General features: G+C 39.5%; 24 protein-coding genes. 11 read left to right on the top strand and 13 right to left on the bottom strand.

Translation table 11 applies throughout. The features are described 5' to 3' along the window. Positions 1-162: 162 nt before the first annotated feature. From Q8S11_RS08515 to tgt, 5 genes are all read right to left on the bottom strand, one after another. Positions 163-456, bottom strand: coding sequence for a hypothetical protein (locus Q8S11_RS08515; RefSeq protein WP_305661664.1), 294 nt, complete (start codon positions 454-456; stop codon positions 163-165). Between the two features lie 152 nt (positions 457-608). Further along, positions 609-3,443 carry a hypothetical protein gene (locus Q8S11_RS08520; RefSeq protein WP_305661665.1) on the bottom strand — a complete coding sequence of 945 codons (2,835 nt, stop codon included), beginning with the start codon at positions 3,441-3,443 and terminating at the stop codon, positions 609-611. Positions 3,444-4,080: 637 nt separating this feature from the next. Beyond that, positions 4,081-4,989: a DMT family transporter gene (locus Q8S11_RS08525; RefSeq protein ID WP_305661666.1), complete on the bottom strand. Its 909-nt coding sequence runs from the start codon at positions 4,987-4,989 to the stop codon at positions 4,081-4,083. A gap of 6 nt (positions 4,990-4,995) precedes the next feature. Continuing rightward, positions 4,996-6,075 (bottom strand): LptF/LptG family permease, encoded by a 1,080-nt coding sequence (locus Q8S11_RS08530; protein ID WP_305661667.1) that lies wholly within the window; start codon positions 6,073-6,075, stop codon positions 4,996-4,998. 9 nt (positions 6,076-6,084) lie between these two features. Next, entirely contained in the window at positions 6,085-7,215 is a 1,131-nt protein-coding gene (gene tgt / locus Q8S11_RS08535; RefSeq protein ID WP_305661668.1) for a tRNA guanosine(34) transglycosylase Tgt, read from the bottom strand. A 156-nt stretch (positions 7,216-7,371) separates the two neighbouring features. Between tgt and Q8S11_RS08540 the strand changes: the two genes are divergently transcribed. The 4 genes from Q8S11_RS08540 to dprA all read left to right on the top strand — a co-directional run bounded on the left by Q8S11_RS08540 (position 7,372) and on the right by dprA (position 10,894). Continuing rightward, on the top strand, positions 7,372-8,487 hold the full coding sequence (locus Q8S11_RS08540; protein WP_305661669.1) for a glycosyltransferase: 1,116 nt from the start codon (positions 7,372-7,374) through the stop codon (positions 8,485-8,487). Beyond that, positions 8,484-9,092: an RNA polymerase sigma factor gene (locus Q8S11_RS08545; protein ID WP_305661670.1), complete on the top strand. Its 609-nt coding sequence runs from the start codon at positions 8,484-8,486 to the stop codon at positions 9,090-9,092. The genes Q8S11_RS08540 and Q8S11_RS08545 overlap by 4 nt, the downstream gene beginning before the upstream one ends. Further along, complete coding sequence (rsmG, locus tag Q8S11_RS08550) at positions 9,082-9,708, top strand: 16S rRNA (guanine(527)-N(7))-methyltransferase RsmG (protein ID WP_305661671.1); 627 nt, start codon at positions 9,082-9,084, stop codon at positions 9,706-9,708. The genes Q8S11_RS08545 and rsmG overlap by 11 nt, the downstream gene beginning before the upstream one ends. 91 nt (positions 9,709-9,799) lie before the next feature. Further along, entirely contained in the window at positions 9,800-10,894 is a 1,095-nt protein-coding gene (gene dprA, locus Q8S11_RS08555) for a DNA-processing protein DprA (protein WP_305661672.1), read from the top strand. On the opposite strand, the gene Q8S11_RS08560 is transcribed toward dprA, so the two are convergent. From Q8S11_RS08560 to sppA, 4 genes are all read right to left on the bottom strand, one after another. Continuing rightward, on the bottom strand, positions 10,891-11,388 hold the full coding sequence (locus Q8S11_RS08560; protein WP_305661673.1) for a histidine phosphatase family protein: 498 nt from the start codon (positions 11,386-11,388) through the stop codon (positions 10,891-10,893). The genes dprA and Q8S11_RS08560 overlap by 4 nt on opposite strands. Further along, complete coding sequence (locus tag Q8S11_RS08565) at positions 11,381-12,358, bottom strand: glycosyltransferase family 9 protein (RefSeq protein WP_305661674.1); 978 nt, start codon at positions 12,356-12,358, stop codon at positions 11,381-11,383. Before Q8S11_RS08565 ends, Q8S11_RS08560 begins: the two co-directional genes overlap by 8 nt. Beyond that, positions 12,355-14,037 carry a DNA polymerase/3'-5' exonuclease PolX gene (locus tag Q8S11_RS08570; RefSeq protein WP_305661675.1) on the bottom strand — a complete coding sequence of 561 codons (1,683 nt, stop codon included), beginning with the start codon at positions 14,035-14,037 and terminating at the stop codon, positions 12,355-12,357. Before Q8S11_RS08570 ends, Q8S11_RS08565 begins: the two co-directional genes overlap by 4 nt. 85 nt (positions 14,038-14,122) lie before the next feature. Continuing rightward, on the bottom strand, positions 14,123-15,892 hold the full coding sequence (sppA, locus tag Q8S11_RS08575; protein ID WP_305661676.1) for a signal peptide peptidase SppA: 1,770 nt from the start codon (positions 15,890-15,892) through the stop codon (positions 14,123-14,125). A gap of 87 nt (positions 15,893-15,979) precedes the next feature. Here sppA and folK point away from each other — a divergent pair, with 87 nt between their 5' ends. Further along, positions 15,980-16,462: a 2-amino-4-hydroxy-6-hydroxymethyldihydropteridine diphosphokinase gene (folK, locus tag Q8S11_RS08580; RefSeq protein WP_305661677.1), complete on the top strand. Its 483-nt coding sequence runs from the start codon at positions 15,980-15,982 to the stop codon at positions 16,460-16,462. Between the two features lie 35 nt (positions 16,463-16,497). Continuing rightward, positions 16,498-16,866 (top strand): Hpt domain-containing protein, encoded by a 369-nt coding sequence (locus tag Q8S11_RS08585; protein WP_305661678.1) that lies wholly within the window; start codon positions 16,498-16,500, stop codon positions 16,864-16,866. 23 nt (positions 16,867-16,889) lie between these two features. On the opposite strand, the gene pssA is transcribed toward Q8S11_RS08585, so the two are convergent. Both pssA and rho read right to left on the bottom strand, forming a co-directional pair. Beyond that, the gene (gene pssA, locus Q8S11_RS08590; RefSeq protein ID WP_305661679.1) at positions 16,890-17,609 is read right to left on the bottom strand and encodes a CDP-diacylglycerol--serine O-phosphatidyltransferase; all 720 of its coding nucleotides are present in this window, start codon (positions 17,607-17,609) and stop codon (positions 16,890-16,892) included. 63 nt (positions 17,610-17,672) lie between these two features. Then, complete coding sequence (gene rho / locus Q8S11_RS08595) at positions 17,673-19,265, bottom strand: transcription termination factor Rho (RefSeq protein ID WP_371135142.1); 1,593 nt, start codon at positions 19,263-19,265, stop codon at positions 17,673-17,675. 239 nt (positions 19,266-19,504) lie between these two features. Between rho and pyrF the strand changes: the two genes are divergently transcribed. The 3 genes from pyrF (at position 19,505) to Q8S11_RS08610 (ending at position 22,076) form a co-directional block, all read left to right on the top strand. Then, positions 19,505-20,332 carry an orotidine-5'-phosphate decarboxylase gene (gene pyrF, locus Q8S11_RS08600; protein WP_305661680.1) on the top strand — a complete coding sequence of 276 codons (828 nt, stop codon included), beginning with the start codon at positions 19,505-19,507 and terminating at the stop codon, positions 20,330-20,332. Positions 20,333-20,569: 237 nt separating this feature from the next. Beyond that, entirely contained in the window at positions 20,570-21,850 is a 1,281-nt protein-coding gene (locus Q8S11_RS08605; protein WP_305661681.1) for a DUF2851 family protein, read from the top strand. A gap of 1 nt (position 21,851) precedes the next feature. Beyond that, on the top strand, positions 21,852-22,076 hold the full coding sequence (locus Q8S11_RS08610) for a PspC domain-containing protein (RefSeq protein WP_305661682.1): 225 nt from the start codon (positions 21,852-21,854) through the stop codon (positions 22,074-22,076). 53 nt (positions 22,077-22,129) lie between these two features. Here the strand turns inward: Q8S11_RS08610 and Q8S11_RS08615 are convergent, their stop codons facing one another. Then, entirely contained in the window at positions 22,130-22,618 is a 489-nt protein-coding gene (locus tag Q8S11_RS08615; RefSeq protein ID WP_305661683.1) for a CHRD domain-containing protein, read from the bottom strand. 77 nt (positions 22,619-22,695) lie between these two features. Then, positions 22,696-23,343, bottom strand: coding sequence for an ankyrin repeat domain-containing protein (locus tag Q8S11_RS08620; protein ID WP_305661684.1), 648 nt, complete (start codon positions 23,341-23,343; stop codon positions 22,696-22,698). Positions 23,344-23,475: 132 nt separating this feature from the next. Between Q8S11_RS08620 and Q8S11_RS08625 the strand changes: the two genes are divergently transcribed. Both Q8S11_RS08625 and Q8S11_RS08630 read left to right on the top strand, forming a co-directional pair. Then, positions 23,476-26,022 (top strand): DNA translocase FtsK, encoded by a 2,547-nt coding sequence (locus tag Q8S11_RS08625; RefSeq protein WP_305661685.1) that lies wholly within the window; start codon positions 23,476-23,478, stop codon positions 26,020-26,022. 16 nt (positions 26,023-26,038) lie between these two features. Then, positions 26,039-26,689, top strand: coding sequence for an outer membrane lipoprotein carrier protein LolA (locus Q8S11_RS08630; protein WP_305661686.1), 651 nt, complete (start codon positions 26,039-26,041; stop codon positions 26,687-26,689). Positions 26,690-26,693 lie beyond the last annotated feature (4 nt).

Below are 26,693 nucleotides of genomic sequence, written 5' to 3' on the forward strand. Positions count from 1 at the left end.
ATCGAAATTCAAATGAAACAGGCGATTTATTTGTTTGTCGACTGCAAAAAAAAAAATGCAAAACGTATTTGTTACATTCCCTAATTATGAAAATGGTAAGTGTAATAGAGAATTGATCCTTAATGGAATTTGAGGAGCAGAAATAAAATAACAGAATATAGACTACCTGATATAGTCACGATCCTCATCGCTCAGTGGATCATGATCACCTTTGATATAAGGCTGGTCTTTATCAAGTGGTTCTGTTGTATTTGAAGAATTAGTTAGAATTTTATTTCTTGGTCTTCCAGCCATAAATCCTATAATCAGGCCCAGGCCAAACATTACCCCCAGGACTGCCAGTTTGGGTAAGCGGGCATTGCCGAAAATCCAAAAGTTTACCTCGTCGGTATTATTCATCAGTATGATGGTCACAAGTACCGAAACGACGATTATAAAAATGGTTTTGAAGGTCATATTGAGAGTAATTTATTAATCCGAATATCGGAATTCCATTGTTAATATTGAAATTAATCTCTGATCCCTGAAATTTAGCTCTGAATTTTTCATTAAACAAAAGCCATAAAGGAATAATTGACCCTATTCCTAATAGTTTACATGCAAAATCCCTAGAAATCATATAAAAAACCAATTTCTAAGATCGGTTTTTTGAGTGCTTTCTCCCTGGCAAAGATCAGTTTACCGGCAAGTTCAAAATTTGGTAGCATGAACCTCATGAGGTTCATATCCGTACTTAATTCGAGTCCGAAAGTGCGTGGCTGGAGAGGGGCGCCTTTTCCGATATTCTCAAAATCAGCAAAGAAACCGCCTTTCAGTCTTTTAATATAAGCAATCGGGCCTAACTCCGCATCAGGATAGAATAACGGAAACCGATAATCAAGGAGTAATGTATTTCTGAGTTGAGTAGTCAGACTTAAATTTCTGTATCCGCTGATTCTTGGAATTTCTATACTAAAATCATAAGCCCCGCTGTTTTCCTGATAATTGAAACTTGCCTGAAAAGAATGGTTGCTTAAGAGGCCGGGAGTATAAAATATACTCCTGAATGATAGCAGGCTGCCTTTTTGTACATGCTGAAAGGGAAGATGAAAATAGGATAATGAAAAATTTTGACCCCAGGCTGGTGCAAGATCCCTGGCACTGCGTTGGGTATTCCGGCTTAAGTATAGCTGATATTTCATCGGAAATTTCAGCTTTTCAATAAAATTACTGGGTTTGTTCTGAACCTCATACCTGGAGGTGAAGCTGCTTGAACTTCGGATACCCATGCTGTAGCTCTTATTAAGGCGATTAAAGGCAAATGGGATACTCAGTTCAGCTTCGGTAATGTTCTCGCGCCAGCTTACCGGAACCAAACGATTATTTTGCCGGGAATAGATCAAATTTGCCCTGTTTGAATAAGTGATATCCAGAATAGGATAGAAGCGTTTATAACTTAATCCGGCCAGATATTCACTTTTCCTTAGTCCGGAATTATACTGATAGCCTCCATACAGATCAAGGGTATTCAGTTGATTGTTCGATTTGAACTTTAGGCCAATGCTCAGCTCATCACCAATCTCGCTGTTTTTGGCAATCGGAGATAAACTATGGAAATTGAGCAGGTTATTAAATTCATTGTAGGATTTGGCTGGATATTTTTTTTGCGGTATGGAGTCGAGAATGTTGGCGTTTGACTCCTGAATGACCAGTGGGGATGCATAATCAATAAAACTGTCAATGGTTTCCCGGTTCTTAGTTTGCAGATCCAAGGGTATGCTGACTATATCATATCCCTTAAGCTGATAGTTATTGAACAGTACCCTGTTTTTACTCTTGTCATAGGATGGATTTGTGGCTCCGTACGGAGCTGAAGTAAGAGGTATGATCTCATGTTCAGGCGTAAGGCAGTAAATATTGTTCAGACCCTTATAATGCGCCCTGAACAGGATGTTATTGTTGGCATAAACCGGACGTGCAATCTGCTGCCTCTGAAAGGATGTGATGATCTTATAATTTCCATCAAGCCGTCCGAATTCCATTAGGGCAGCCCCATCTTTACTCATCACAACTGAAATTATTTTATCACCCTGCTCATTGTATGATGGATGCTGCAAGCTGAAGCCTTCCTTAACCGGATATTCCCTGAGAAGACTACCATTTTCAGCATCCAGCTCAATTAATGAGAACCGGTTTGATGTACTGATTCTTACGGCCACAATCGTTTTTGCATCTGCCGAGAGGCTGGGCGAGAATAGGCGACTTTTGTGAGTGAGTTGTTTAACCTGACCATGCTCTAAATCAAAAATATTGATCACATTGTAAGAGCGTTTTCTATACCGCTTGTCAATTCTGAACTCATCCCAGACAATTTTTCCGGCAGCATACCTGAAATTATATTCAGTTTGAAATCCGATTCTACGAAGTGTGCGCTCCCTGCCTTCAGAATCGATGAGGATTAGGGCAGGTGTATGAGTCAAATTTTGCCGGAGGGCAATTATTTCATCAGTGGAAGTGCTGACCGGTAAGAGGTAGTCGGCAGGTATTGAATCTTTTCTCTTGTTAATTGCAGCATATTTTAAGGGAAACAGGCCCAGGGATTGTTTTTCCCAAAGTGACTTCAATTCAGCAATGCTTGAATCATGAAGCATCTTGCTGTTAAGTCCGGTGAATTTTTTAATCGAATTACTAAGGCTGTAAGGCCGTAAAGGATTTCGCTTAATCCTAGTCATGATGCTGTCGATTATATCTTTGCCATAGTCCCTTTTTAGTTTAGTGGTCATAAAATAACCTAACTGATAATAACCCGGTGTCAGGTCCCTGAGTGAACCAAAATAATTCTTGGAGTAGGAGTAGGGATGGGTACTTAGTGTATTTGTTCTGAAAATTAGCTCCCAGTCGGGAAGCCTTCCGCGACCCGCATGGCTAAGGGCTGTTTCGATACCAACAGCATCCCCTTCATAGAACCAGGGCGGGAGGCTGATTCCGAAAATTGCAAGTGCTAACTCTTCAAAAAAAGGAGCCTTCAGTCCGCCGCTTAGTTTATCAAATTGTACCACATGTCTGAGTTCATGGATTGCCACGCCATCGAGCCAATCCTGGAAGTCGAGGTTCTGGGGTGGGGTAGTGTAGAACTCAGACCGCCGGGGTGCAAGCTGTACAAAACCATTGGAAATAACACCCTGATTTTGCAGGATTATAGTTATGGGCCGGGGTCTTTTATTCAGGGATTTGCTGACCCCGCTTATCAGATGTTCAAGGGTATTTGACATTCTCTGAGCTTCATTTTCCAGCTCTTCTGAGTAAAGGATCTGAAAATTATCAGTCCGGATCTGCATCCATTTTATACCTGGGGGGTTCTGTTCGGCATCAAAAATCTGTCCCAAAACCAATACTGTATTAAAACATAATATAAATGTTGTAAATATACTGATATACAGGTTATTAAATATTGATATATTCATCTATTTTCTCATTTACTAAATAAATTAGTTTTCCAATTCCTGAAAATAAATTTTCATTTAAACTAATTGTTAAAAATTAACATATATATTATTGATTATTAATTATTTATAATTTATATAGTTTTAATTGCTCTTTATAAAAAATATAGAATTTAGTGTAAAAACTGCCTTCTTCAAAAGATTTTTAAACCATTGAAAAGATACTGATTTCCCGATCGAAAAGTAATCAGATAGTTCTACAAAATTGAATTACGATAATTGCTGTCTTTCGGGTTTTCTTCCAATGTGCCTTTATAATTCCAGAAATTCAGATAGGGCAAACGGATTACAATTAGCCTGTTCAGAACCCATTTTAAAAGGCAGGAACAAGCACCATCTTTCTTAAATGAATCAGCTGAATCAGCTGGTTTGTGAGCGGCTTCTTTTGGCTCATTATAAAGTTTTCTTTTCGCTTTCCAACTCCACTCTGAAAGGAATTATATTGGCCTATATTTCCTTGCAAATTTGCATTACACTATTCTGTGCACAAGCAGGAAAACTGGGCTTGAATTCTCCCAATACTGAAGCTCAACGGCACTCTTTTTTTCTTTGTTATGAGCTGGTATTTAAAATGGACTTAGTGTAAAAAACTCCTCCCCTACCCGATGGGGGTTTTGGAAATTGGCCTTCTTTTTATGTTTTTTAAATAAGGATAAAGGAAGATTGTACCGAGAACAATTATGGCTCCGGCATAAAATCCCAGCGTCATTTGTTCCCTCTTTCCAAAGAACATAAAAGCCAGAATAATGCCATAAACTGGTTCCAGATTTGTAATAAGAGCCACCCTGAAAGCAGACAATTCTTTCATAACAGCCACCCCGGCAACGTAGGCCACAGAGGTACAAACGGTTCCAAGTATTAACAAAAAGAACAGATCTGAAGGATTGAGGCTAACAGGAGCCTTCAGGCCCTCTGAAATTAATAAATAGATAGAAACCCATACCCAGGCTCCGATGAGCTCATAGAAGCTTATAATGGGTGCAGGACGATTTTGGATTTGTTTCGAATTTATAATTGAGAAAATACTAGCACATAGGGCGCTTAACAGGCCACTGATAATTCCTGCAGAGTACTGGGATTCAAACTTGAATATCATATAGATTCCGGAGATGATCATCAATCCGGTAAATATTTCAAGGCCAGATATTTTTTGTCTTTTTAAAAGGGGTTCTAATATCGCCGTGAATAAGGTAAGGGAAGAAAGACTCACCAGTGCTACTGAAACGGTGGAAAGTTTGATGGATTGAAAGAAAAGAATCCAGTGCGCCGCCACAATTGCCCCTGTAAAGAACAATTTGATAAATGTTTCTTTTGATATCCGGATAGAGATTTTCTTAAAATATAAATAGCCGTATAAGCTGATAAAGGCGATGAGAACTCTGTACCATACCAGATGGGCGGCGTCAATTGAGATCAAAGCACCCAGAATGCCGGTAAATCCCCATACAAATACAGTGATGTGAAGGATGATCAGGTTTTTACTAATCTCAGGTTTAAGAGAAGGCATGATCGCTTATTTTGGGGCTTTCATCAATAAATAGATGCCCAGAATTCCAAAAACTATATTGGGGATCAATACGGCAATTAGAGGGGGTAATCCGCCTTTTAAGGCGAACATACTTGAGAATCTGATGAATAAAATATAGGTGAAGCTTAAAAAAATACCTATTCCAAGCGGAAGACCAACACCGCCCCGCACTTTACGTGAGGAGAGTGATACACCCATTAAGGTTAAAACGAAGGCCGATAAGGGATACACATAACGCTGGTATTTTTCAAGTTTTAAATCGGCCATTACCCCGGTGCCACGTATTTCTTCCTTCTCAATACGATCATTTAACTCTCCCATATCCATTGCCTGGTATATATTATCATAAATCTCAAAATCTTTCGGTCGCATATCCAGTGTGGTATCCATTTGTAAACCGGCTGACATGCTCTCTTTTAAACCATCGATTTTTCGGATGGAATAGTTTTCAATTTTCCATTTTGTTTTCACTGAATCCCAACTGATCCTGTCGGCAACCAACTTCTCTTTTAAATCCTGCCCTGAAAATTTTTCGAGTGTGAATTTATAACCGGTTTTTAAATTATTGTCGAAATTTTCAATGTACACCAGCGTATTTTTATCAATTTGCATATGGGTATACATCTTTGAATTATCTGATTTCGGATTTACATAAACATTCTCAAAGTCGATCTTCAGCCGGTTGGTTTCAGGAATGATAAAGAGATTAAAGATCAGAGTAACAAAAAAAATGATTGAGGATGAGATCAGATAAGGCCATAAAAATCGTTTAAAACTGACTCCACTACTAAGTATCGGCACAATTTCGGTTTGATCTGCCATTTTAGCCGTAAAGAAAATAACCGCAATGAAATTTATTAAGGGTGAGAGAAAATTGAGATAAAATGGGATAAAACCGGCATAATAACTAAAAATAATCTCTTTCATCGGTGCCTGATGTCTTAAAAAGTCATCCAGCTTTTCGGAAAAATCAAAAATTACAATAATCACAGTGAAAATTGTCAGGGTAAAGGCAAATGTCCCCAGATATTTTTTTATGATGTACCTGTCGATAATTCCGATCATATTTTATTTCTATAAGCGCTGTGCTAATTGAACGACCATTTTGTTTTTCCAATCGTAAAAATCACCGGCTATAATTTTCTCACGGGCTTCATTCACCAGCCATAAGTAAAAGTGCAGGTTATGTAAAGTTGCGATCTGAGCACCAAGTATCTCTTTTGAATGAGCCAGATGTCTAAGGTACGCCTTTGAATAATTTCTGTCGGCAAAAAGATCACTATCTTCTTCAAGGGGGGAGAAATCATTCTTCCAGCGTTCATTTCGGATATTAATGATACCGTTTTTGGTAAATAACATCCCATTTCTAGCATTTCGGGTTGGCATGACACAGTCGAACATATCGATTCCCAAGGCGATATTTTCGAGGATATTTACAGGCGTTCCTACACCCATCAGATAGCGTGGCTTGTCTTTTGGAAGAATATCGGTGACAATATCGGTCATTTCATACATTTCTTCAGCAGGTTCTCCCACCGAAAGTCCGCCGATTGCATTTCCTTCTCTTTCAAAAGAAGCAATAACCTCTGCAGATTGTTTTCGAAGATCTTTATACACTGATCCCTGAACAATAGGAAATAAGGTTTGATCAAATCCATAATGGGCTTCTGTCGTATCAAACCGCTCGCAGCATCGCTTCAGCCATCGATGTGTCATTTCCATCGATCGACGGGCATAGCCATATTCGCAGGGATAAGGTGTGCATTCATCAAAGGCCATAATTATATCTGCTCCAATAACCCTTTGGGTATCCATTACCGATTCTGGGGTAAAAAGATGCTTTGAACCATCGATATGTGAGCGGAAGGTCACACCTTCCTCCTTGATTTTACGTACTCCCGACAGGGAATAGACCTGATAACCACCACTATCAGTCAGCAGGGGTTTATCCCATCCATTAAATTTATGTAAGCCGCCGGCAAGTTTGAGGGTTTCCAAACCCGGCCTGAGATATAAATGATAGGTATTGCCAAGGATGATCTGGGCTTTGATATCTTCCGAAAGTTCATGTTGGTGCACTGCTTTAACCGAACCTGCAGTGCCTACAGGCATAAATATGGGGGTTTTGATGGTACCGTGCGCTGTACTAATTTCACCTGCCCGTGCTTTTGTAGATTTATCTGATGCCTGTAATTTAAATTTCATTCAATTGAAAAATATGAGCCGCAAAAATAGCAAAATATAAACTGTAGCCGGGGAGAGCCTGAAATATGGCCCCTTTATTTCTTTTATTTATTAAAAAATGACAATAGTTAGCTGAAAAATGAGAAATTTACCTCTGTTTAAAGCTCATAGTAACGCGTGGATTATTTAGTTATTTCATTTTCAATTGCCCTGTTTATTTGTTTGATCCTGCAGTTATATTATACGCTTGCAATTCATAGAAAATTAGCTGTTTATAAAGGTTATGAAGGACATAACCAGATTTTGGAGCCCATTTCTGTGATTATCTGCGCTAAAAATGAGCTGGAGAATTTAAAGCAGCATCTCCTGCCATTTCTTGAACAGGATTATCCTGATTTTGAGATCGTTATTGTCAATGATTGTTCAAATGACGGCTCCGACTGGTTTTTACGTGACCTGTCCCTGCAGCATAAAAATCTGAAGGTTGTTACCATTAACGATCATCCCCGTTTTAAGCACGGAAAGAAGTTTGCTGTAACACTTGGTATAAAGGCAGCGAAAAATGAAAATCTGGTCTTTACCGATGCAGATTGCAGACCAGCAACAAATCAATGGCTCAAATGTATTCAGCGAAATTTTGATGAGCATACTGAAATTGTATTGGCTTACTCACCTTATGAATTTAAGGGGAGCCTGCTGAATCGCTTTATCCGGTATGAAACATTTATTAACGCCCTTAATTATCTTTCCTATGCTCTGAAAGGCGATCCATATATGGGAGTGGGAAGAAATATGGCCTATAAGAAATCCTTATTTTTTAAGGGTAAGGGTTTTGCATCACATATGCATATTTTATCCGGGGATGATGATCTTTTTGTAAACCAAAATGCGACCAGTACAAACACCCGGATTGAAATAGATTGTGATTCTCACATCTGGTCTGAACCCAAAGAATCGCTCTCGAGCTATTTTTCTCAAAAGTTTCGTCATCAGGGAGCTGGTAAAGCATACAAAAGCAGTCATAAAAAAATGTTGACATTACAGGTGCTCTCAGGTTTTCTGTTTTATGTATTTCTGATTGTTTTAATCATACTTAAGGTCGATTGGTGGATTATTGCTGCATTTTATGCAATCAGGTTATTTATTCAAATACTGGTTTATGTTCCTGTTTTAAAGAAATTAAAGTATATTGATTTAATTTGGTGGGTACCGGTATTTGATTTCATTTATTACATGTTTATAGTGCTATTAAACTTTTTAGCCTTATTCAGGAAGAAGATTGAATGGAAATGAATCCAAACTTTTCGGCAAATGCCAGGAACGATTTTTTGCTCGTCATTAGGGCAAAGGATGGTGATCAGAAGGCCTATGCGGAGTTAATGCAGCGCTATAAGGATTCCATTTACTTTATGGCCATTAAAATGGTTAATAATAAAGATGATGCAATGGATCTGACAGTCGAAACTTTCGGAAAGGCATTTGAGAACATTGAGAAGTATAAGCCTGATTTTGCTTTCAGTACCTGGCTGTTCCGGATAGCAACCAATAATTGTATTGATTTCATCCGAAAGAAAAGACTAAATGTGGTTTCACTGCAAACCCTATCTGAGGATGATAAAGATGAGAAGCAATTGCAGATTGCATCTGATAGCTTAAATCCCGAACAAACATCAATTAAAAAGCAGGAAAGTGAGAAACTGAAGAGTATTGTGGATCAGTTACCTCAAAGGTACAGAACCCTGATTACATTGAGGTATTATGATGAACAATCCTACGAAGAAATTGCTCAGCAGCTCGATCTGCCTTTGGGTACCGTAAAAGCTCAGCTTTTCCGTGCCCGGGATCTGATGTCGAATATTATGAACCGTAGGAAGAAAAATTTGAGAAGTGACTTCTGATATCATATTACACTATTTTCCAGACCTGAGTCCGAAGCAAATGGAGCAGTTCGCCGAACTGGATGAGCTCTATCGTTTCTGGAATGCCAGAATCAATTTGATTTCAAGGAAGGATATCGATATGCTATATCTTCATCATATCCTTCACTCATTGGCTATTGCAAAGCTGATCTCATTTCTGCCTGGTGAAAAAGTGCTTGATGTAGGTACCGGTGGGGGATTTCCGGGGATACCTCTGGCTATCATGTTTCCAGAAACCGATTTTCATCTGGTCGATTCCATTGGGAAGAAGATAAAAGTAGTGCAGGAGGTTGCTTCAGGATGTGGGTTGACGAATGTACGGGCAAGTCATGCCCGGGCTGAGCAGATTGATGAGAAATTCCATTTTGTGGTTTCCAGAGCTGTAACCCGGCTTTCTGAATTTTATCCCTGGGTGAAAGGAAAATTTGAAAAAAAGTCGATGAACACTCTTCAAAATGGTATATTGTACCTGAAGGGTGGTGATCTGACTGAGGAAATTAAAGAATCAGGTTTAAAAACAGAGCTTATACCTCTTTCAAAGTATTTTAAAGAAGATTATTTTGATACTAAATTTGTGGTTTATATTCCGCAATAAGATTAGTATTTATATTGACTAAATGCGGCATCCCCAAATGTCCCATCTTTTGTTTGTTCTGATTATCTTATTTCGTTAAAATTCTTAAAATATGTCATTGCTACATCAGTTGGCATTATCCTGTATCCCGGGTATCGGCTCGGTACTTGCCAGAAATCTGCTTAGTTATTGCGGCGATGCCGAAGAAGTGTTTAAAGCAAAAACCAGGCATCTAGCTCATGTTCAGGGGGTAGGGCCAAAAACTTTGGAGTTTTTAAAAGAACATACTGCTTTAAAACGGGCTGAACAGGAAATCAAATTTATCGAAAAATTTAAAATAAAAGCTCTGTTTCTTACGGATGATGCTTACCCGAAACGGCTTAAAAATTGTGCAGATGCGCCCATAATAGTATATTTTAAAGGAAGCACAGATCTGAATGCCGGCAAGGTAGTCAGTATTGTAGGTACCAGAAATGCAACAGATTATGGAAAAGAAATTTGCAGAACGCTGATAGAGGATCTGAAGGTTCATAAGCCATTGATTATTAGCGGACTGGCTTACGGTATTGATGGGGCTGCACATAAAGAAGCCCTTAAAAATGAAATTCCGAATGTGGCAGTTCTTGCACATGGTCTGGATCGTATTTATCCGGCACAACACCGGGGAATGGCCGAAAAGATACTGGATTGCGGTGGACTGATTACGGAATTTATGTCGGGTACAATTCCCGACCGGGAGAATTTTCCTAAACGAAATCGGATCATCGCCGGTTTGTCCGACCTGACCATTGTAGTAGAGGCAAACATCAAAGGAGGGGCTTTAATTACCGCCGAACTGGCCAATTCCTATAACAGGGATGTATTTGCCTACCCGGGAAGGGTTAATGACGAGTTTAGTCAGGGATGTAATTTCCTGATTAAGACAAACAGAGCAAACCTGATGACCAAAGTAGCCGATTTGGAATACCTAATGGGATGGACCAGAGATCAGGTTTTAACTCTAAAACCTCAGCTTAGTCTGCCAATCAACCTGACAGATGATGAACGGATCATTGCAGATATACTTTATGCCAATGGAAGTCTTGGAATCGATGATCTCGCTAGTTTAAGCGGTTTTCAGCAAAGCAGGCTGGTCATGATCATTCTGGGTATGGAAATGCAGGGCAGTATCATTTCATTACCCGGTAAGGTTTATAAAATGACTTAATGCTCATTTTTCGGATAATCATAGAGAATCAATTCCCCGGTACCTTTGCTTATCATGTTCCAATTGTCAAAAGGGAATAGCATCAAAGCCATTCCACAGGTTGGAATATTGTAAATATCTACTCCGCAGAGTCTATTGACGAGATCAGTTATTGACGGATTATGGCCAAATATGGCCACAAAATCTGCCTGATCATCTATTTTGTTAATAGAATCGAGCAGGGTATTGGTAAGTGCATCGTATAATACCTCATCCTTTATAATTTCTGAATGTGCTATTCCAAATACGTCGGCAAAATACCGGGCAGTTGAAATAGCGCGCAATGCCGGACTGCTGTACAATTTTTGAGGGTGTAAATTTTTTCCTTTTAGTCTTTCAGCCATTTCATGAGCATTTCTTTCACCGCGGTTACTCAAGGCTCTTTTAAAATCCGGTTTTTTAAAGTCGGCTTCTTCTGCTTTTGCGTGTCGAATAATCAGTAATTGTTTAGGCATTGCATTCTTTGATAATTTGATTTAAATCGATAAGATTCATGCAGTTAAAATGCACTTTTGGGCAAGTGTTAAATCCAATTTTTGAGCATGGACGGCAGCTTAAATTATCTACCTGAATGATGCATGAATGATCTGTTTTGTATGGATACATTCCAAATTCAGGTACTGTATTGCCCCAAACAGATACAATTGGCTTGTTGAAGGCCGCTGCAATATGCATCAGTCCGGTATCATGGCTTATAACTTTCTCAGCATGGCTGATAAGAAATGCAGATTCGTCAAGTTTAAACCTGCCACAGCCATTAAATACCAGAAGGCCTGCCGCATGTGTAATTTCTTCAGCACGATCTTTGTCTTCAGGCCCTCCAAGTAACACTAAAGGTCCTTTGATCTTGCTGCATAGTTCAATCAATTTTTCCACCGGCAGCCGTTTTGTTGCATGCTGGGCACCTATTACAATTGCTATAAACTTCTGGTGTGAAGCTGGTAGAAGTTCATTCAGGTCATAGTTCTTCAGAAAAAAATAATCAAGTCCTTTGGAATCGTTCTTTACACCTAGAAATTCGACGGTTTGAAGATATCGGTCAACAATATGAACAGGGGGGAGGGCATTCATTTTAAAATTGACTAAAAGCCACTTTTGACGGTTTAATTTATCAAAAGAGCTTGAACTTACACCCAATTTGGTCTTGATCCATAATGTCCTCAGGTTATGATGCAGATCAATTATATAGTCAAAGTGTTCATTTTTTAGTTCTGATATACAATCTGACAGGGAATTTTCAAGGTAATGGATTTTATCAAGGTGTGGATTGCCTGCTAATACAGTTTCATATGACTTTTTAGTTAAATAATGCAGCTCAAGCCCTGCCAACTGCTCTTTCAGGCATCTCACAACCGGACTGGTGAGTACAATATCCCCAATTGAACTAAAGCGGATGATCAGTATTTTCAGTTTTTTGTCTTTCAAAGCTGCTGTTTCTTTTTTTTCTGTTCAAACAGAATACTGATCTGATCAAGAGTCATTGCATTCAGACAGTTTTCTTTGGCTAGCCCCCCCTTTCTTGCAACAAGAGTCCCGTATTTCATGTCATGAAACCCTTCCTTACGGTGAGCATCAGGATTTATCGACAAAAGTACACCTTTTGAAATTGCGTATTGATGCCATCTCCAGTCCAGATCGAGTCTGAGTGGATTGGCATTGATTTCAATGATTACCTGATTTTCAGCGCAGGCATCGATAACCTTTTTATGGTCAATTGGATACCCGCTTCGGCTGAGCAGCAATCTGCCGGTAGGATGCCCCAGAATTGTAGTATAGGGGTTTTCAATCGCTTTTATTAATCGCTCAGTAGCCTTTTCCTCATTCATATTTAAAATGGAATGTATGGATGCGACTACAAAATCGAAGCTGGACAGAACCTCATTTGAATAATCCAGGGAACCATCATATAATATATCAGATTCAATCCCTTTAAATATCCTGAACGGAGAAAGTTTTTTATTTAGTTCGTCAATTTCCCGTTGTTGTGCCGCAATTCTGGTTTCATTCAAACCATTGGCATAAAAAGCCGATTTCGAGTGATCACAAATCCCAAAATATTGCAGTTTTAAGTCATTTTTACAGAACAGAGCCATTTCCTCCAATGTATGGATTCCATCACTCCAGGTACTATGGTTATGCAGGCTTCCACGAAGGTCGGAATATTGGATAAGTTGAGGTAAGGAATTGGCTTCTGCAAGTTTAAATTCATTATTCCCTTCCCGTAATTCCGGTTCGATGAAGGGGAGCCCGGCCAGTTCATAGATTTGCGATTCTGACTTACCGACCCAATCAGCTCCCTGGAGCATTGCTTTCAGAGTTTCCACATGCTCCTCATTCCCGGTTTTGGAGATTAATTCCCATCCCAGCTCAGCATTTTTCACAAAATTTAATTTAATTTTGATGCCCTGTTCGGTCTCAGCAATTATTTGATTGTTAATAACTTCCAGGCCTTTAAAATTCCAGCTTTCAAGTTTATTTAAGCTGATATTATCAAGTTCTTTTACCAATAGAAGGTCAATGCTATCAATGATCTCAGATTTTCTGCGGTATTGTCCTGTCAGGAAAGCGAATTCAGGTTGAATTTCTGATATTAACCGTTCCAGGATAGCTTCAGCAATACTTTCAACCTGTGCATAGAGAAAGCGGCCACTACTGGCCATTATAAATTCGATGCTTTTCTTTATTTCTTCCTGAGTCTTGAGTCCGAATCCCTTTGCTTCAATCAGGCGATTTTCATTACAGGCATAATACAATTCCCCAACGTTTTCAATTCCAAGATCCTTCCAGATTACCCTGATTTTTTTGGGCCCAAGACCTTTGATTTTCATCATTTCCACTATTCCGGGTGTGGTTCGCATCAGCAGATCAGAGAGATCCGCTATGGCGTTTGAATGTACGAGCTCCCAAATTTTGGATGCAATACTTTTACCAAGACCATCAACCTGTTCTATTTCATCCAGTGTTTTGTCTGCTATGGGATAAGGAAGTTTATCAACTTTAAACGCGGCATTTGCTATTGATCTGACCTTGAAGGGATTTTCATCATGAAGTTCCATCAATTGACTTAAAAGTCTTAAAGTCCGGGCAATTGTTTTGTTTTCCATAAAGCTATTAGCTCAAAAATAAACAACCCTTCCCTGAAAAGGGAAGGGTTTGATATTTTTTAAAGAGATTTTGTTTTCGATAGATTTATTTCACCTGTATATTATAGGGTATACGAGCCTGAACCCCGGAAAGCTTAATCGCTGCCTTCATTTGCTCATAATAAATATACTGATCACCTAATTCCTGCTTCATAAAATAGGTCTTGATTTTATCACCGGTATTTTCAAAAAGCGATTTGAGAGGGTCAACCTGGTCAGGATAGCTGACGAGCTTGAAATCTTTTAAGTTCGCTTTTCTTGCTGCCGAAGCTATAGCGTCATCTATATTTCCAAGTCGGTCAACCAGGCCATTTTGCAAAGCTTCAGTACCACTCCATACTCTTCCCTGTCCGATACTATCAATATAAGCCTGTGATTTTTTACGGCCATCAGCCACCTTCTGTGTGAAAGTACTGTAAACTTTATTTACTTCCTGCTGAATAATCATTTTCTCTGCGTCTGTCATAGGGCGGCTTACTGTACCAAGATCAGCAAATTTGCCGGTTTTAACGCCGTCAAAAGTGATTCCCAACTTGTTTTTAAAGAAATTCTGCATATTGGGAATGATACCAAAAACCCCAATTGAGCCTGTAATTGTATTGGGCTGTGCAAAAATTGAATCAGCTGCACAGGCAATATAATAACCACCGGAGGCTGCAACATCACCCATAGAAACAATAACAGGTTTCGTTTTTTTAGTCAGAACCATTTCACGCCAAATAACATCCGAAGCCAGGGCACTGCCTCCGGGAGAGTTTACCCTGAGTACAATAGCCTTAACTTTATCATCCATGCGGGCTTTTCGGATAGCCCTTGAAATTCTATCGGAACCAATAGATTCATCATTTCCTTCTCCACTGATAATATCTCCATTGGCATAAATAAGGGCAATACGATCAGAGGATGGTGCTTTCTTTTCATTTGGAGCTGGAGCATATTCTTCAATACTTACCGATTTCAGGTCTTTTTTCTTGGCGGTTCCGGTACGCGTTTTTAGTTCTTCAAGAACCTCATCTTTGTATTTAAGGCCATCAATCATCTTGTATACCAGGGCATCTTTTGGATTTCTGACCTTGGCGCTGTCTGCGAGAGAAAAAAGTGTACTTTTTGGAATTTTTCTGCTTTTCGATATTTCAGTAAGGAAGTGATCATACATTGATCCCAAAAACGATGTTACCTGCTGCCGGTTTGGCTCACTCATTTTATCGAGAATGAATGGTTCAACAGCGCTCTTATAGGTTCCAACTTTAATGATCTGTGCTTCAATTTCAAGTTTTTCTAGTGAACCCTTAAAAAACAAAAGTTCTGAACTTAGGCCTCTGAAATCGATCATGCCTTCAGGGTTCAGGTAAACTTTATCGGCTACAGAAGCCAGGTAATATGCCCCCTGAGTATAAACCTCACTATAAGCTAAGATGAATTTTCCGCTCTTTTTGAAATCAATCAAAGCATTTCTGATCTCTTCAATTGTTGCAAAACCTGCGGATAAGGACGATACATCCAGATAAATGCCTTCAATATGATTGTCTTCCTTTGCCTCTTTCAGGCCCAGCAGTATCTCGTTAAGCCCTATTCTTTTTTTATTGTCAAATCCCATCAGACTAAATTCAGAAAATGGATTCTTATCAGTCCGTTCTTTAATCGGGTAGTCCAGACTGACATGCATAATGCTGTTAGAAGTTGGACTCACCTTACCATCTCCACCTGCGGATGAAATCATACCTACAATCAAAGCAATGAGTAGGATGAAAACAAAGAAAAATGACAAGATGAATCCTATCATGGAGGCAAAAACAAATTTGAAAAACTCTTTCATATTCAGAAACAAATATATTATCTATGCAAGTATACTAATTTACAGATTCAGTATTTGGCAAATTGTTACATGGAATTACCTAATTAGATGCATATCACCTATTTATTACTTGGAAGTAATCTTGGTAACAGGAGAAAATATATCTCAACGGCTATTTCTGAAATAGGGACAAAGCTGGGAACCATCGTGAAGAGTTCATCGCTCTATCAAACGGCCTCATGGGGAAAGCAGGATCAGCCTGACTTTTTAAATCAGGTTATTGAACTTAAGACAAACCTTAAACCGCAGGATTTATTGTCAGGAATACTGGGTATAGAGGCTGATTTGGGTCGTAAGCGACTTGAAAAATGGGGCTCCAGAGTTATTGATATCGATATTTTGCTTTATGGGGATCAGGTAATTAATGAACCCGAATTGAGTATCCCTCATCCTTACTTAGCAGTCAGACGGTTTTGCCTGATGCCATTATGTGAGATTGCTCCTGAATTTATTCATCCCCTGTTAAATAAAAATATTCAGGAATTGCTACATGCATTGTCTGATGATTTATTTGTAAAAAAGTTATCTTAGATAAAGTAATGTTAACTATAGCTTAAAGATTAAAAATGGATAATTCCGGTTTCAAGGTTGATTTATCATACCTAAAAGATGTTGCTAGTGGCAGCGATGAATTTATAATTGACATGATTGATCTGTTCCTTAATCAAACCCCCGATTATTTTGAGCAGCTTGAGCAATTTATTGCAGAAGAAAACTGGACCAAAGTGGCCGATATAGCGCATAAAATTAAGCCAACCCTGGCATTTATGGGGGTCGACTCCGCAAGGGAAAAAATGGCCGAAATTGAGCAGAATGCCCGCGATATTAAGAATCTTGGGACAATATCCCCTGCATTTCAAATACTGAAGGAAATGTCTGTGGAGCTATACAAACAATTAGATGAAGTAAAAGCCAGTCTACAGAATCCTACTTAATATTATTCCAATAGAGTTTAAGACTAATATTTCTGAGATAGATTTTTGCCTGACGATCTGAACTGAATCAAGGATATTAGAAAATATATTATAATAATTATCGGAACTGCTTCAAATTTTAAAAACCATAGAAGTAGTATTGAAGAAAAAATCAGAATATAACGAAGCAAGTTATCCTTAAACTTTAATGATTTAAATTTCAGGGAAATTAATGGAACTTCTGCGATCAGCAGCAAGCTCATGGACAGGCTGAATATCATCAGAAACCATTGATTTAGGATAAAATCAGCAAAAAACGGGTTGTTTTCAGCAATAATCAGAGGGAAAGAAGCAATTAATAGTGCATTTGCCGGAGTAGGAAGGCCGATGAAATTCTCGGATTGCCGGGTGTCTAAATTAAATTTTGCCAGTCTTAAAGCTGAAAAGACAGTAATGATGAAAGCCGAAAAGCTTAACCATGTGCCTCCAAATTCTGGCTGCGGAGAAATGGCAAATAAATGGTAGACAATTACTGCCGGTAAAACCCCGAAACTCACCATATCGGCAAGTGAATCCAATTCCTTACCGATCTCTGAATAGGCATTTAATAGTCTGGCCAGCATGCCGTCAAAAAAATCAAAAATTGCTGCAATTACTATTGCATAGGATGCCCAGATCAGATTTCCCTGAAAGGCAAAAACAATCCCCATGCAGCCGCTGAACAGATTCAGACAAGTTACAAAATTTGGAATATGCTTCTTCATCAGAAATTAGTTGAGTTCAACCCGATGCGTTTAATCCAAAAGTATGAACAAGATATTTTCAGATCAGGAGTTCATTGATATCAGGAATTCCTCATTTGTTTTAGTACCACGCATTTGTGATTGTAAAAACTCCATCGATTCCTGAGAATTCATGTCGGCAAGGTGATTACGCAAGATCCATATCCTTTGTAGTGTATCTTTATCAAGTAGCAAATCATCACGACGTGTACTCGAAGCGGTCAGGTCTATTGCAGGGAAAATACGCTTGTTAGATAGTTTTCTATCTAACTGTAGTTCCATATTACCTGTTCCTTTAAACTCTTCAAAGATTACTTCGTCCATTTTTGAACCGGTCTCAGTAAGAGCCGTTGCAAGGATAGTTAAAGAACCTCCATCCTCTATATTTCTTGCTGCCCCAAAAAAGCGCTTTGGTTTATGTAAAGCATTGGCATCCACTCCACCGGATAATATTTTACCCGAGGCAGGTGCAACAGTATTGTATGCCCTTGCCAGACGGGTAATGGAATCGAGCAGGATAACCACATCATGTCCGCATTCAACCATACGCTTCGCTTTTTCAAGTACGATGTTAGCGATCTTAACATGGCGTTCCGCTGGTTCGTCGAAGGTAGAAGAAACTACCTCAGCCCGAACACTTCTGGCCATATCGGTCACCTCTTCCGGACGTTCATCGATCAGTAAAATAATCAGATAAACCTCAGGATGGTTTTTAGCAATGGCATTAGCCACGTCCTTAAGGAGCATGGTTTTACCGGTTTTAGGTTGCGCTACTATGAGTCCACGTTGTCCTTTACCTATGGGGGTAAATAAATCGATGATGCGGGTGGAGTGATTTGCGGTATCTACGAACAGGTTTAGTTTTTCAGTTGGAAATAATGGGGTAAGATAATCGAATGGCACCCTGTCGCGGACCTCTGCCGGAATACGGCCGTTAATGGCTTCAACCCTGACTAAGGGAAAATATTTTTCACCTTCTTTTGGTGGTCGGATGCTGCCTCTCACAGTATCCCCTGTTTTAAGTCCGAAAAGCTTTATTTGTGATTGGGAAACGTAAATATCATCAGGTGATGACAGGTAGTTATAATCTGATGACCTTAAAAAGCCATAGCCATCAGGCATAATCTCTAAAATCCCTTCATTGACAATAACATTATCAAAATCCAAATTGATTACAGGTGCTTCCTGTGTTCTTGGATTTTGATTTTGGTTTTGCCTGCGTTCAAATTTTCTTGGCTCTGGCTGATCTGCAGGTTTTACTTCCACTGCTTCAACGGGGATTTCCGAATCATTTACATTTTGAACCGGATCTATTGCCGGTATTTCATCATCCTCCGGAAAATCAAAAGTGCGGGTGTTATCCAGGGGCACTTCCTTGTGTTGTTTACTTTCAGCAACAGGTTTTGTGCTGCGAAGCCGTTTCCGGGGCCTCGCACCTGATTCAGATGAATCTGCTGTTTCAGCACCCACAGAAACTGATTCCTCAGTTTCAGAAGCAGGGGAGGGTTCTGCAAATTGAAGAATCTTGGATATCAGATCCTGTTTACGTAAGGTATCAGTATCCTGAACACCGAGGGTTTGAGCAATTTCACGCAGCTCAGAAACGAGCTTATCGTTCAATTTATTACTATCCAGCATTAAATTTGGTTTATATATTTTGGGATTTTAGTTCAATATATTTATCCTGGAAATAGACGACACATGTATTCTAGCAAAAGAAATGATTTGAGAGAACTTTGTGATTTCCTGAATTCAGGGATAAAATGAGATTATGACACAATTCTATGCAATAAAATGTAATAAAACAAAATTTTAATTTTTTTTTTAATGCGCTGAGCTCATCTTTAAGTAATTTCGCTCAAATTTCGCAGAAAATAATGAATAGAGAGCAGTTAATTGAACAGATAAAAATTAAGAAATCTTTCCTTTGTATTGGTCTGGATACCGATATAACACTCATACCAAAGTTTTTACTTGACTATGATGATCCTGTTCTGGAATTTAATAAGCAGATCATTGAAGCCACACATGATCTTTGCGTCGCCTATAAGCCAAACAGTGCATTCTATGAAAGCAGAGGAGTGCCTGGCTGGCAAAGTTTAATCGGGACCTCTAAACATATACCTGGTACCTGCCTGGGGATCATAGATGCGAAACGGGGTGATATTGGAAACACATCTTCCATGTATGCCAAAGCATTTTTTGACCCCGAATCTTCAGGGATGAATTTTGATGCAATCACTATTGCACCTTATATGGGAAGTGATTCAGTAAAACCATTCCTTGAATTTCAGGATAAATGGGTCATTTTGTTGGCATTGACATCCAATGAAGGCGGAAAGGACTTTCAGTTTATAGAAACCGGAAACGGTCGTTTGTTTGAAAATGTGATTCAACGAGCAAATACCTGGGCGGGAAACGAGCGCATGATGTATGTAGTAGGTGCCACCCGTGGGGAAGAATTTTTAAATATCCGCAAATATGCACCTGATCACTTTCTACTGGTTCCCGGAGTGGGAGCGCAGGGGGGAAGCTTAAAGGATGTATGTAAATATGGTTTATCTAAAAGCTGTGGATTGCTTGTAAATTCCTCAAGATCAATAATTTATGCTTCATCAGGTCAGGATTTCGCCGAACGGGCAAGGGATGAAGCGAAGAAACTTCAATCTGAGATGGAAATATTGCTGGAGGGTATTGGGTTTTAATTTGGGAATATGCAACTCATTGTCAGAATTAGGATTTAAGGATTCAAGGATTTTAGGATTAAGGTGATTGCCTTGATTACTATGATTTATAAAATCCTACCCATCCTAAAATCCTAATAATCTTAATCCAGATAATTTAGATAAGTCACCTATTTCTTTAACCAACCGTTTAAACAATCTTTAATACCGTTTAATCATATTTTTTTAGTGCCGGAATTATTTTCGGCAAATTAAAGCATGATTCAGAATGAAGATTTGCTGCATTATATCTGGCAATTCCGGCTTTATCATGTGCCGGATCTTAAAAGCACCACAGGCGAAAGCCTGGAGATTATCCGGCCTGGCCAGCATAACCACCATGCGGGCCCTGATTTCTCCAATGCAAAAATCCGGATCGGAGATACTTTATGGGCCGGCAACGTTGAGATACATATTAATTCTTCCGATTGGTACCGGCATCAGCATCAGCTCGACCGGTCCTATGACAATGTAATTTTGCATGTGGTGGCTCATCATGACCAAAGCATTTTCAGGACTGATGGAACAGAAATCACTGTTTTGGAGATCGGCAACCTGATTCCTGAACATATTGCTCAAAATTATGAGGAACTAATGTCCGGATTGAACTGGATTCCCTGTGAAAAGAAAATAAAATTTGTGGATGAGCTATATATAAATACTTGTCTTACAAGGGTTCTGATAGAGCGTCTGGAGGCAAAAAGCGAACTGATAGATCTGCTGCTTACTGAGCTGAAGGGCAGCTGGGACGATGCCTTTTATATCATGCTTGCCAGGAATTTCGGCTTTAAAACCAATGCCTTGCCCTTTGAGATGCTCGCCCGGTCCCTGCCTCAGTCTTTACTTGCCCGATATAAAGACCATCCATTTCAGATTGAGGCCCTTATCTTCGGACAAGCAGGCTTTCTGAATACTAAACCAAAAGATCAATATCCGCAATTACTCAGAAAGGAATATCGCTTTTTGTGTAAAAAGCATGAAATGAAGCCATTGGATAGGTATTTATGGAAATACATGCGTTTAAGACCCCGTAATTTCCCATCACTACGGCTCGCTCAGTTTGCGGCTCTGATTATCCGTTCAAACCATCTTTTCTCTAAAATAATTGAAGAAAAGGAGATTGGTTTAATCGCTGCAAGATTTAATAAGCTTAGCTTGAATGAGTACTGGAACACACATTATCGCTTTGATCAGGAATGTAAATATTCTGCTTTATCTATCGGAGAAGAGACCATTAATAATATTCTGATTAATACAATTTCAGTATTTTTGTTCGCATTTGGTGTCAGAACGGGAAGTGAAATTCACAGGGAAAGAGGTATTATGCTGCTTGAAAGCCTCAAGCCTGAACGAAATGCAATTATCAGAAGATTTAATAAGATTGGGGTAAATTCCTGTAACTCTGCTTTAAGCCAGGCACTTATACAATTAAAAAAATCATATTGTGATCAAAAGAAATGCTTATCTTGCGGGATTGGAATCAAATTTTTGAACAAGTAAAATGTTTCAGCAGTTTCTTACATTTTTTGAAAAACGTTCGTTTGGGGTATGTACCTATCTGGGAGAGCGGTTTAATATATCCATTTCCAAGATCCGTCTATTTTTTATTTACTCTTCATTTCTGGCCGTTGGCTTTCCCCTGATATTCTATATTTTTGCCGCCATTGTTTTGGATGTGAGGCATTATATCAAGCGGATCAGGGCAAGTAGTGTTTGGGATTTTTGACCCCGGATCAAGTCCGGGGTGACATTGGATCAAGCCCTTGGTGTCAATATTCACTAAAACTTAATATTCCCTCTTAATTCCCCAGATCCTACGGTTGAACTGTGAATATTTACATACCATTTTCCGGCCAGTAACTGGGCCTCCTGAGCATCGGTAAGGGCGACTGTCATTCCACTCAATGTGCCGCTGCTGCCTGTTGAAAACCCGGTGATACCGATGGCAACACCAGAACTGACCGTATCACTGCCGGTATCAGAACCATGAAAATGCATGTTTGTTGTTGTTGCAGACGCATTTCCTAATTGCCAGGTAATTTTGTAAGTGATCATTTTCATTGTCGGATCGTAAGAGATCTCCGCGGTGCCTGTCCCTGTAGTATTTACTGCGGGAACTTCCTGAGCACCACTTAATGTAACGTTAGCCTTTTTAATCAGGCTGACAGGTTCCTCGGCTTCATCTTTTTTGCAGCCTGAAAGTGCAATTACAGACAGCAAAATAAGTGAAATTGACTTAATGGAACCAATGAGTAGGGACTTTTTCATAAGTTATTTGTTTAGTTTTAAGTACCTACGCAAATAAAATCCGTTTGGTTGTTTTAAGGAAAGAAAAAAGATTGCTGTCAGGAAAGAATCTTTGCAATTTCAATAAAACCCTTTTCATGAGCTTTGTCGGCAGCAGTTTTACCGTCTTCCATTTTAGCATCAACAATAGCACCGGCCTCCAGTAATACAATGAGAAGTTCGATGTTGCCGTTATGGGCGGCTGAATGAAGGGGGGTTGCTCCCGATTTTTGTACCACATTGATATCAGCACCGGCTTCAAGCAGCATTTTTGCAATCATGGTATAATTTGAAGCCACAGCAGAGTGGATAGGGTATACACTAAACCCGTTTTTTGAAGGGATATTTGGATCAGCACCAGCCAGAAGCAGTGCTCTAATCACATCTTCGTTTCCAAAATAGGCAGCCAGACTAAGGGGGGTAAATCCATCATCAGAAAATTCATGAACCAGACCAGGATTTTCTGCGACAAGCTTTGTAATATGATCGTTCTTCCCTAAGGCAGCAGCCTCAAAAATGCTGATTTCAGGAACATGTTTGAGGATAATATCAGCCAATTCAGGCTTTTTGTAATAACAACAGAGCAATAAAGGGGAAATCTGCTGACTTGTTTTTTGAATGGCAAGTTTCGGATTAGAGTTTAACAGTGCATATAATTCGATCGCATTGCCTGTTGCAATGTATTCCTCCAATAAATCCTGATCCATTTTATAAGGTATTAAATGAACTAAACATCTGTTTATCAATAATAAGAAAATTAAATAAAAAATGCAGCAGATTTAGGCTATCTCAGATATTCTTTATAACATTATATTTGTCAATATTTAACAAAAGTTCGAATGCCCTTATTAAAAGGAAACCAATTCAGGAATACCAATTCTTTTCGCGACGAGCCAAAGTCAAAGCCTTCCTCCAGGCAGCGGGTTCCGAAAGAAACGACAGAGGATCTGCCGAAGTTCAAATTGAATGACGACCGGGCAATAAAGATTATCGGCCTGTTTTTTCTGATTGTTTCACTTTATTTCATGGTGGCCTTTACTTCCTATCTTTTTACATGGCAGGATGATCAAAGTTATGTGATCGATGCCAATGGCGGCTGGAGTAATTTGATGAAAACCCAGCAGGAATTGACGGAAATGGGACTTAACCAACCCGCAGTTCAAAATTGGCTTGGTAAATTAGGTGCCCTCTTATCCCATCAGTTCATATATGAGTGGTTTGGTGTCGCCTCCTTCCTGTTTATCGCTGTCTTTTTTATTATTGGATACCGTATGTTATTTAAAATCAAGGTTTTATCCATATCAAAAACGCTTGCTTATTCCTTTTTTCTGTTGATTTTTACTTCCCTGAGTCTGGCATTTTTTCATGCTTTCATCAGTGACTACCCTCATTTTTTGGAAGGTGAGTTCGGGTTCTGGACCAATCGCTTGCTTCAAGCCCAGATTGGAGATGCCGGTACGGCCGGTTTGCTGGCATTTGCAGGTTTAAGTGTTTTGATCATTGCTTATAACATCGATTTTAAACTGCCCGAGCGTAGTGCTAAACCTAAATATATTGTCCCAGAAACCAGCGATGAAGTTGAACTGGAGGATGAGGTTTTGTATCCCCCTGTAGAATTTAATTTACCAAATCGCCCCGGACAGGAAATAAGCAACGGAAATACCCAAAAGCTAAGTCAGAATCTGCCGCCAATTGAAATTCCTGAGCGGACTGAACCTGAGGAACATAGACCTGTAGTTCTTAGTCCGGCGAAAAATGTACCTTTCGAAACCTCCCAGGCAGTATCCAATGAACTGAATGAATCACCACCGCTTATTATCGAGAAAACAGAGGAGGAGAAGAAATCGACTGAGCTTGTTGAGCAGTTCGGGATGTATGATCCAACTCTGGACCTGTCAAGCTATAAGTACCCGACATTAGATCTTCTCGAAAATCATGGTTCCAATAAAATTGCAGTTAATTCTGAAGAACTTGAAGCCAATAAGAATAAAATAGTTGAGACTCTTAACCATTATAATATAGAGATCGATAAGATTAAGGCAACGATCGGTCCGACCGTGACCCTGTATGAGATCATTCCTGCTCCGGGTGTCAGGATCTCGAAGATTAAAAACCTGGAAGACGATATTGCCCTCAGCCTTGCAGCACTGGGTATCCGTATTATTGCCCCAATGCCCGGAAAGGGGACAATTGGTATTGAGGTTCCGAATCAGAACCCTGAAATGGTATCGATGCGTTCGGTACTTGCAACAGAGAAGTTCCAGAATACGACAATGGATTTGCCTATTGCCCTTGGGAAAACGATTTCAAATGAGGTTTATATTGCCGATCTGTCAAAAATGCCACATTTGCTGGTCGCCGGTGCTACCGGACAGGGGAAATCGGTTGGTATCAATGCAATATTGATCTCATTACTCTATAAAAAACACCCATCACAATTAAAGTTTGTGCTGGTCGATCCCAAAAAAGTTGAATTAACCCTCTTCAGGAAGATCGAAAGGCATTTCCTTGCCAAATTGCCGGGCGAAGCAGATGCGATCATAACTGATACCAAAAAAGTGATCACCACCTTAAATTCTTTGTGTATTGAAATGGATCTGCGTTATGACCTGCTGAAAAATGGACATGTACGCAATCTGAAGGAGTATAATCAGAAATTTATCAGCAGGAAGCTTAATCCTAATGAAGGCCATCGTTTTTTGCCTTTTATCGTTTTGATCATTGATGAGTTTGCCGATCTGATGATGACGGCTGGTAAGGAAGTTGAGACACCGATTGCGAGGATCGCGCAATTGGCCCGTGCGGTGGGTATCCACCTTGTAATTGCAACGCAGCGTCCATCAGTAAACATTATTACCGGAACAATCAAAGCGAATTTCCCTGCCCGTCTGGCATTCAGAGTACTCTCTAAAATTGACTCAAGAACTATCCTTGACAGTGGTGGTGCTGATCAGTTGATAGGCCGCGGTGACATGCTTTTATCCACCGGAAGTGACCTGATCAGGATACAATGTGCCTTTGTGGATACTCCGGAGGTCGAAAAAGTGTCTGAATTTATCGGTTCACAGCGCGGATACCCCTCTGCCTGGATGCTGCCAGAATACCTGGATGAGAACGCGGATTCTGCGGCAAAAGACTTTGATGCTTCCGACCGCGATCCTATGTTTGAAGAAGCTGCAAGGCTGATTGTGATGCATCAGCAAGGTTCTACCTCTTTAATCCAGCGAAAGTTGAAATTAGGGTATAACAGGGCAGGCCGCATTATTGATCAACTGGAGTCCGCTCATATTGTCGGACCATTTGAAGGGAGCAAGGCCAGGGAAGTTCTGATACCTGACGAATATTCTTTGGAACAGTTCTTGAATACATTGGATAAGAATGATTAATTAAAGATAAAATCAAATGAAGAAGTTATTTATAGCAGCCTTTCTTGTTTTAGGTTCAGGAATAAGTGTAATGGCGCAGAGCGAAGTAAAAGCAAAGGCAATTTTGGCAGAAGTTTCCAAAAAGTACCGCAGTTATGACGTGATCAAGACTGAATTTTCATACACCCTTGAAAATCCGGAAGCAAAGATCAAAGAAACCCAGAGCGGAACATTATTTGTGAAATCGAAGCTAAATAAGTATAAAGTTATATTGAAAGGTCAGGAACTGATTAGTGATGGTAAAAATCAGTGGACATACCTCAAAGCAGATAAAGAAGTTCAATTGAGTGAGGTAGACAATTCGGCAGATGCATTAAATCCTGCAAAATTATTCACGATCTATGAAAAGGGTTTCAAATCCCTGTATACGAATGATACTAAAGTGAACGGAAAAATAGTGCATAACATTGATTTGAGTCCGACAGATACCAAACGTAGTTTTTTTAAAGTAAAACTGCAGATTGATAAATTGAATAAGCAAATTGTAAATGCGGTAATTTATGACAAAAATGGTAACCGGTATACGTATACCATCAGGACATTTACACCGAATATTAAGGTGCCTGAGTCTACATTTGCATTTGATTCTAAGCTATATCCGGGCGTAGAAGTAGTGGATCTGAGATAAGGAT

Source organism: Daejeonella sp., assembly GCF_030695525.1.
GTDB lineage: Bacteria > Bacteroidota > Bacteroidia > Sphingobacteriales > Sphingobacteriaceae > Daejeonella.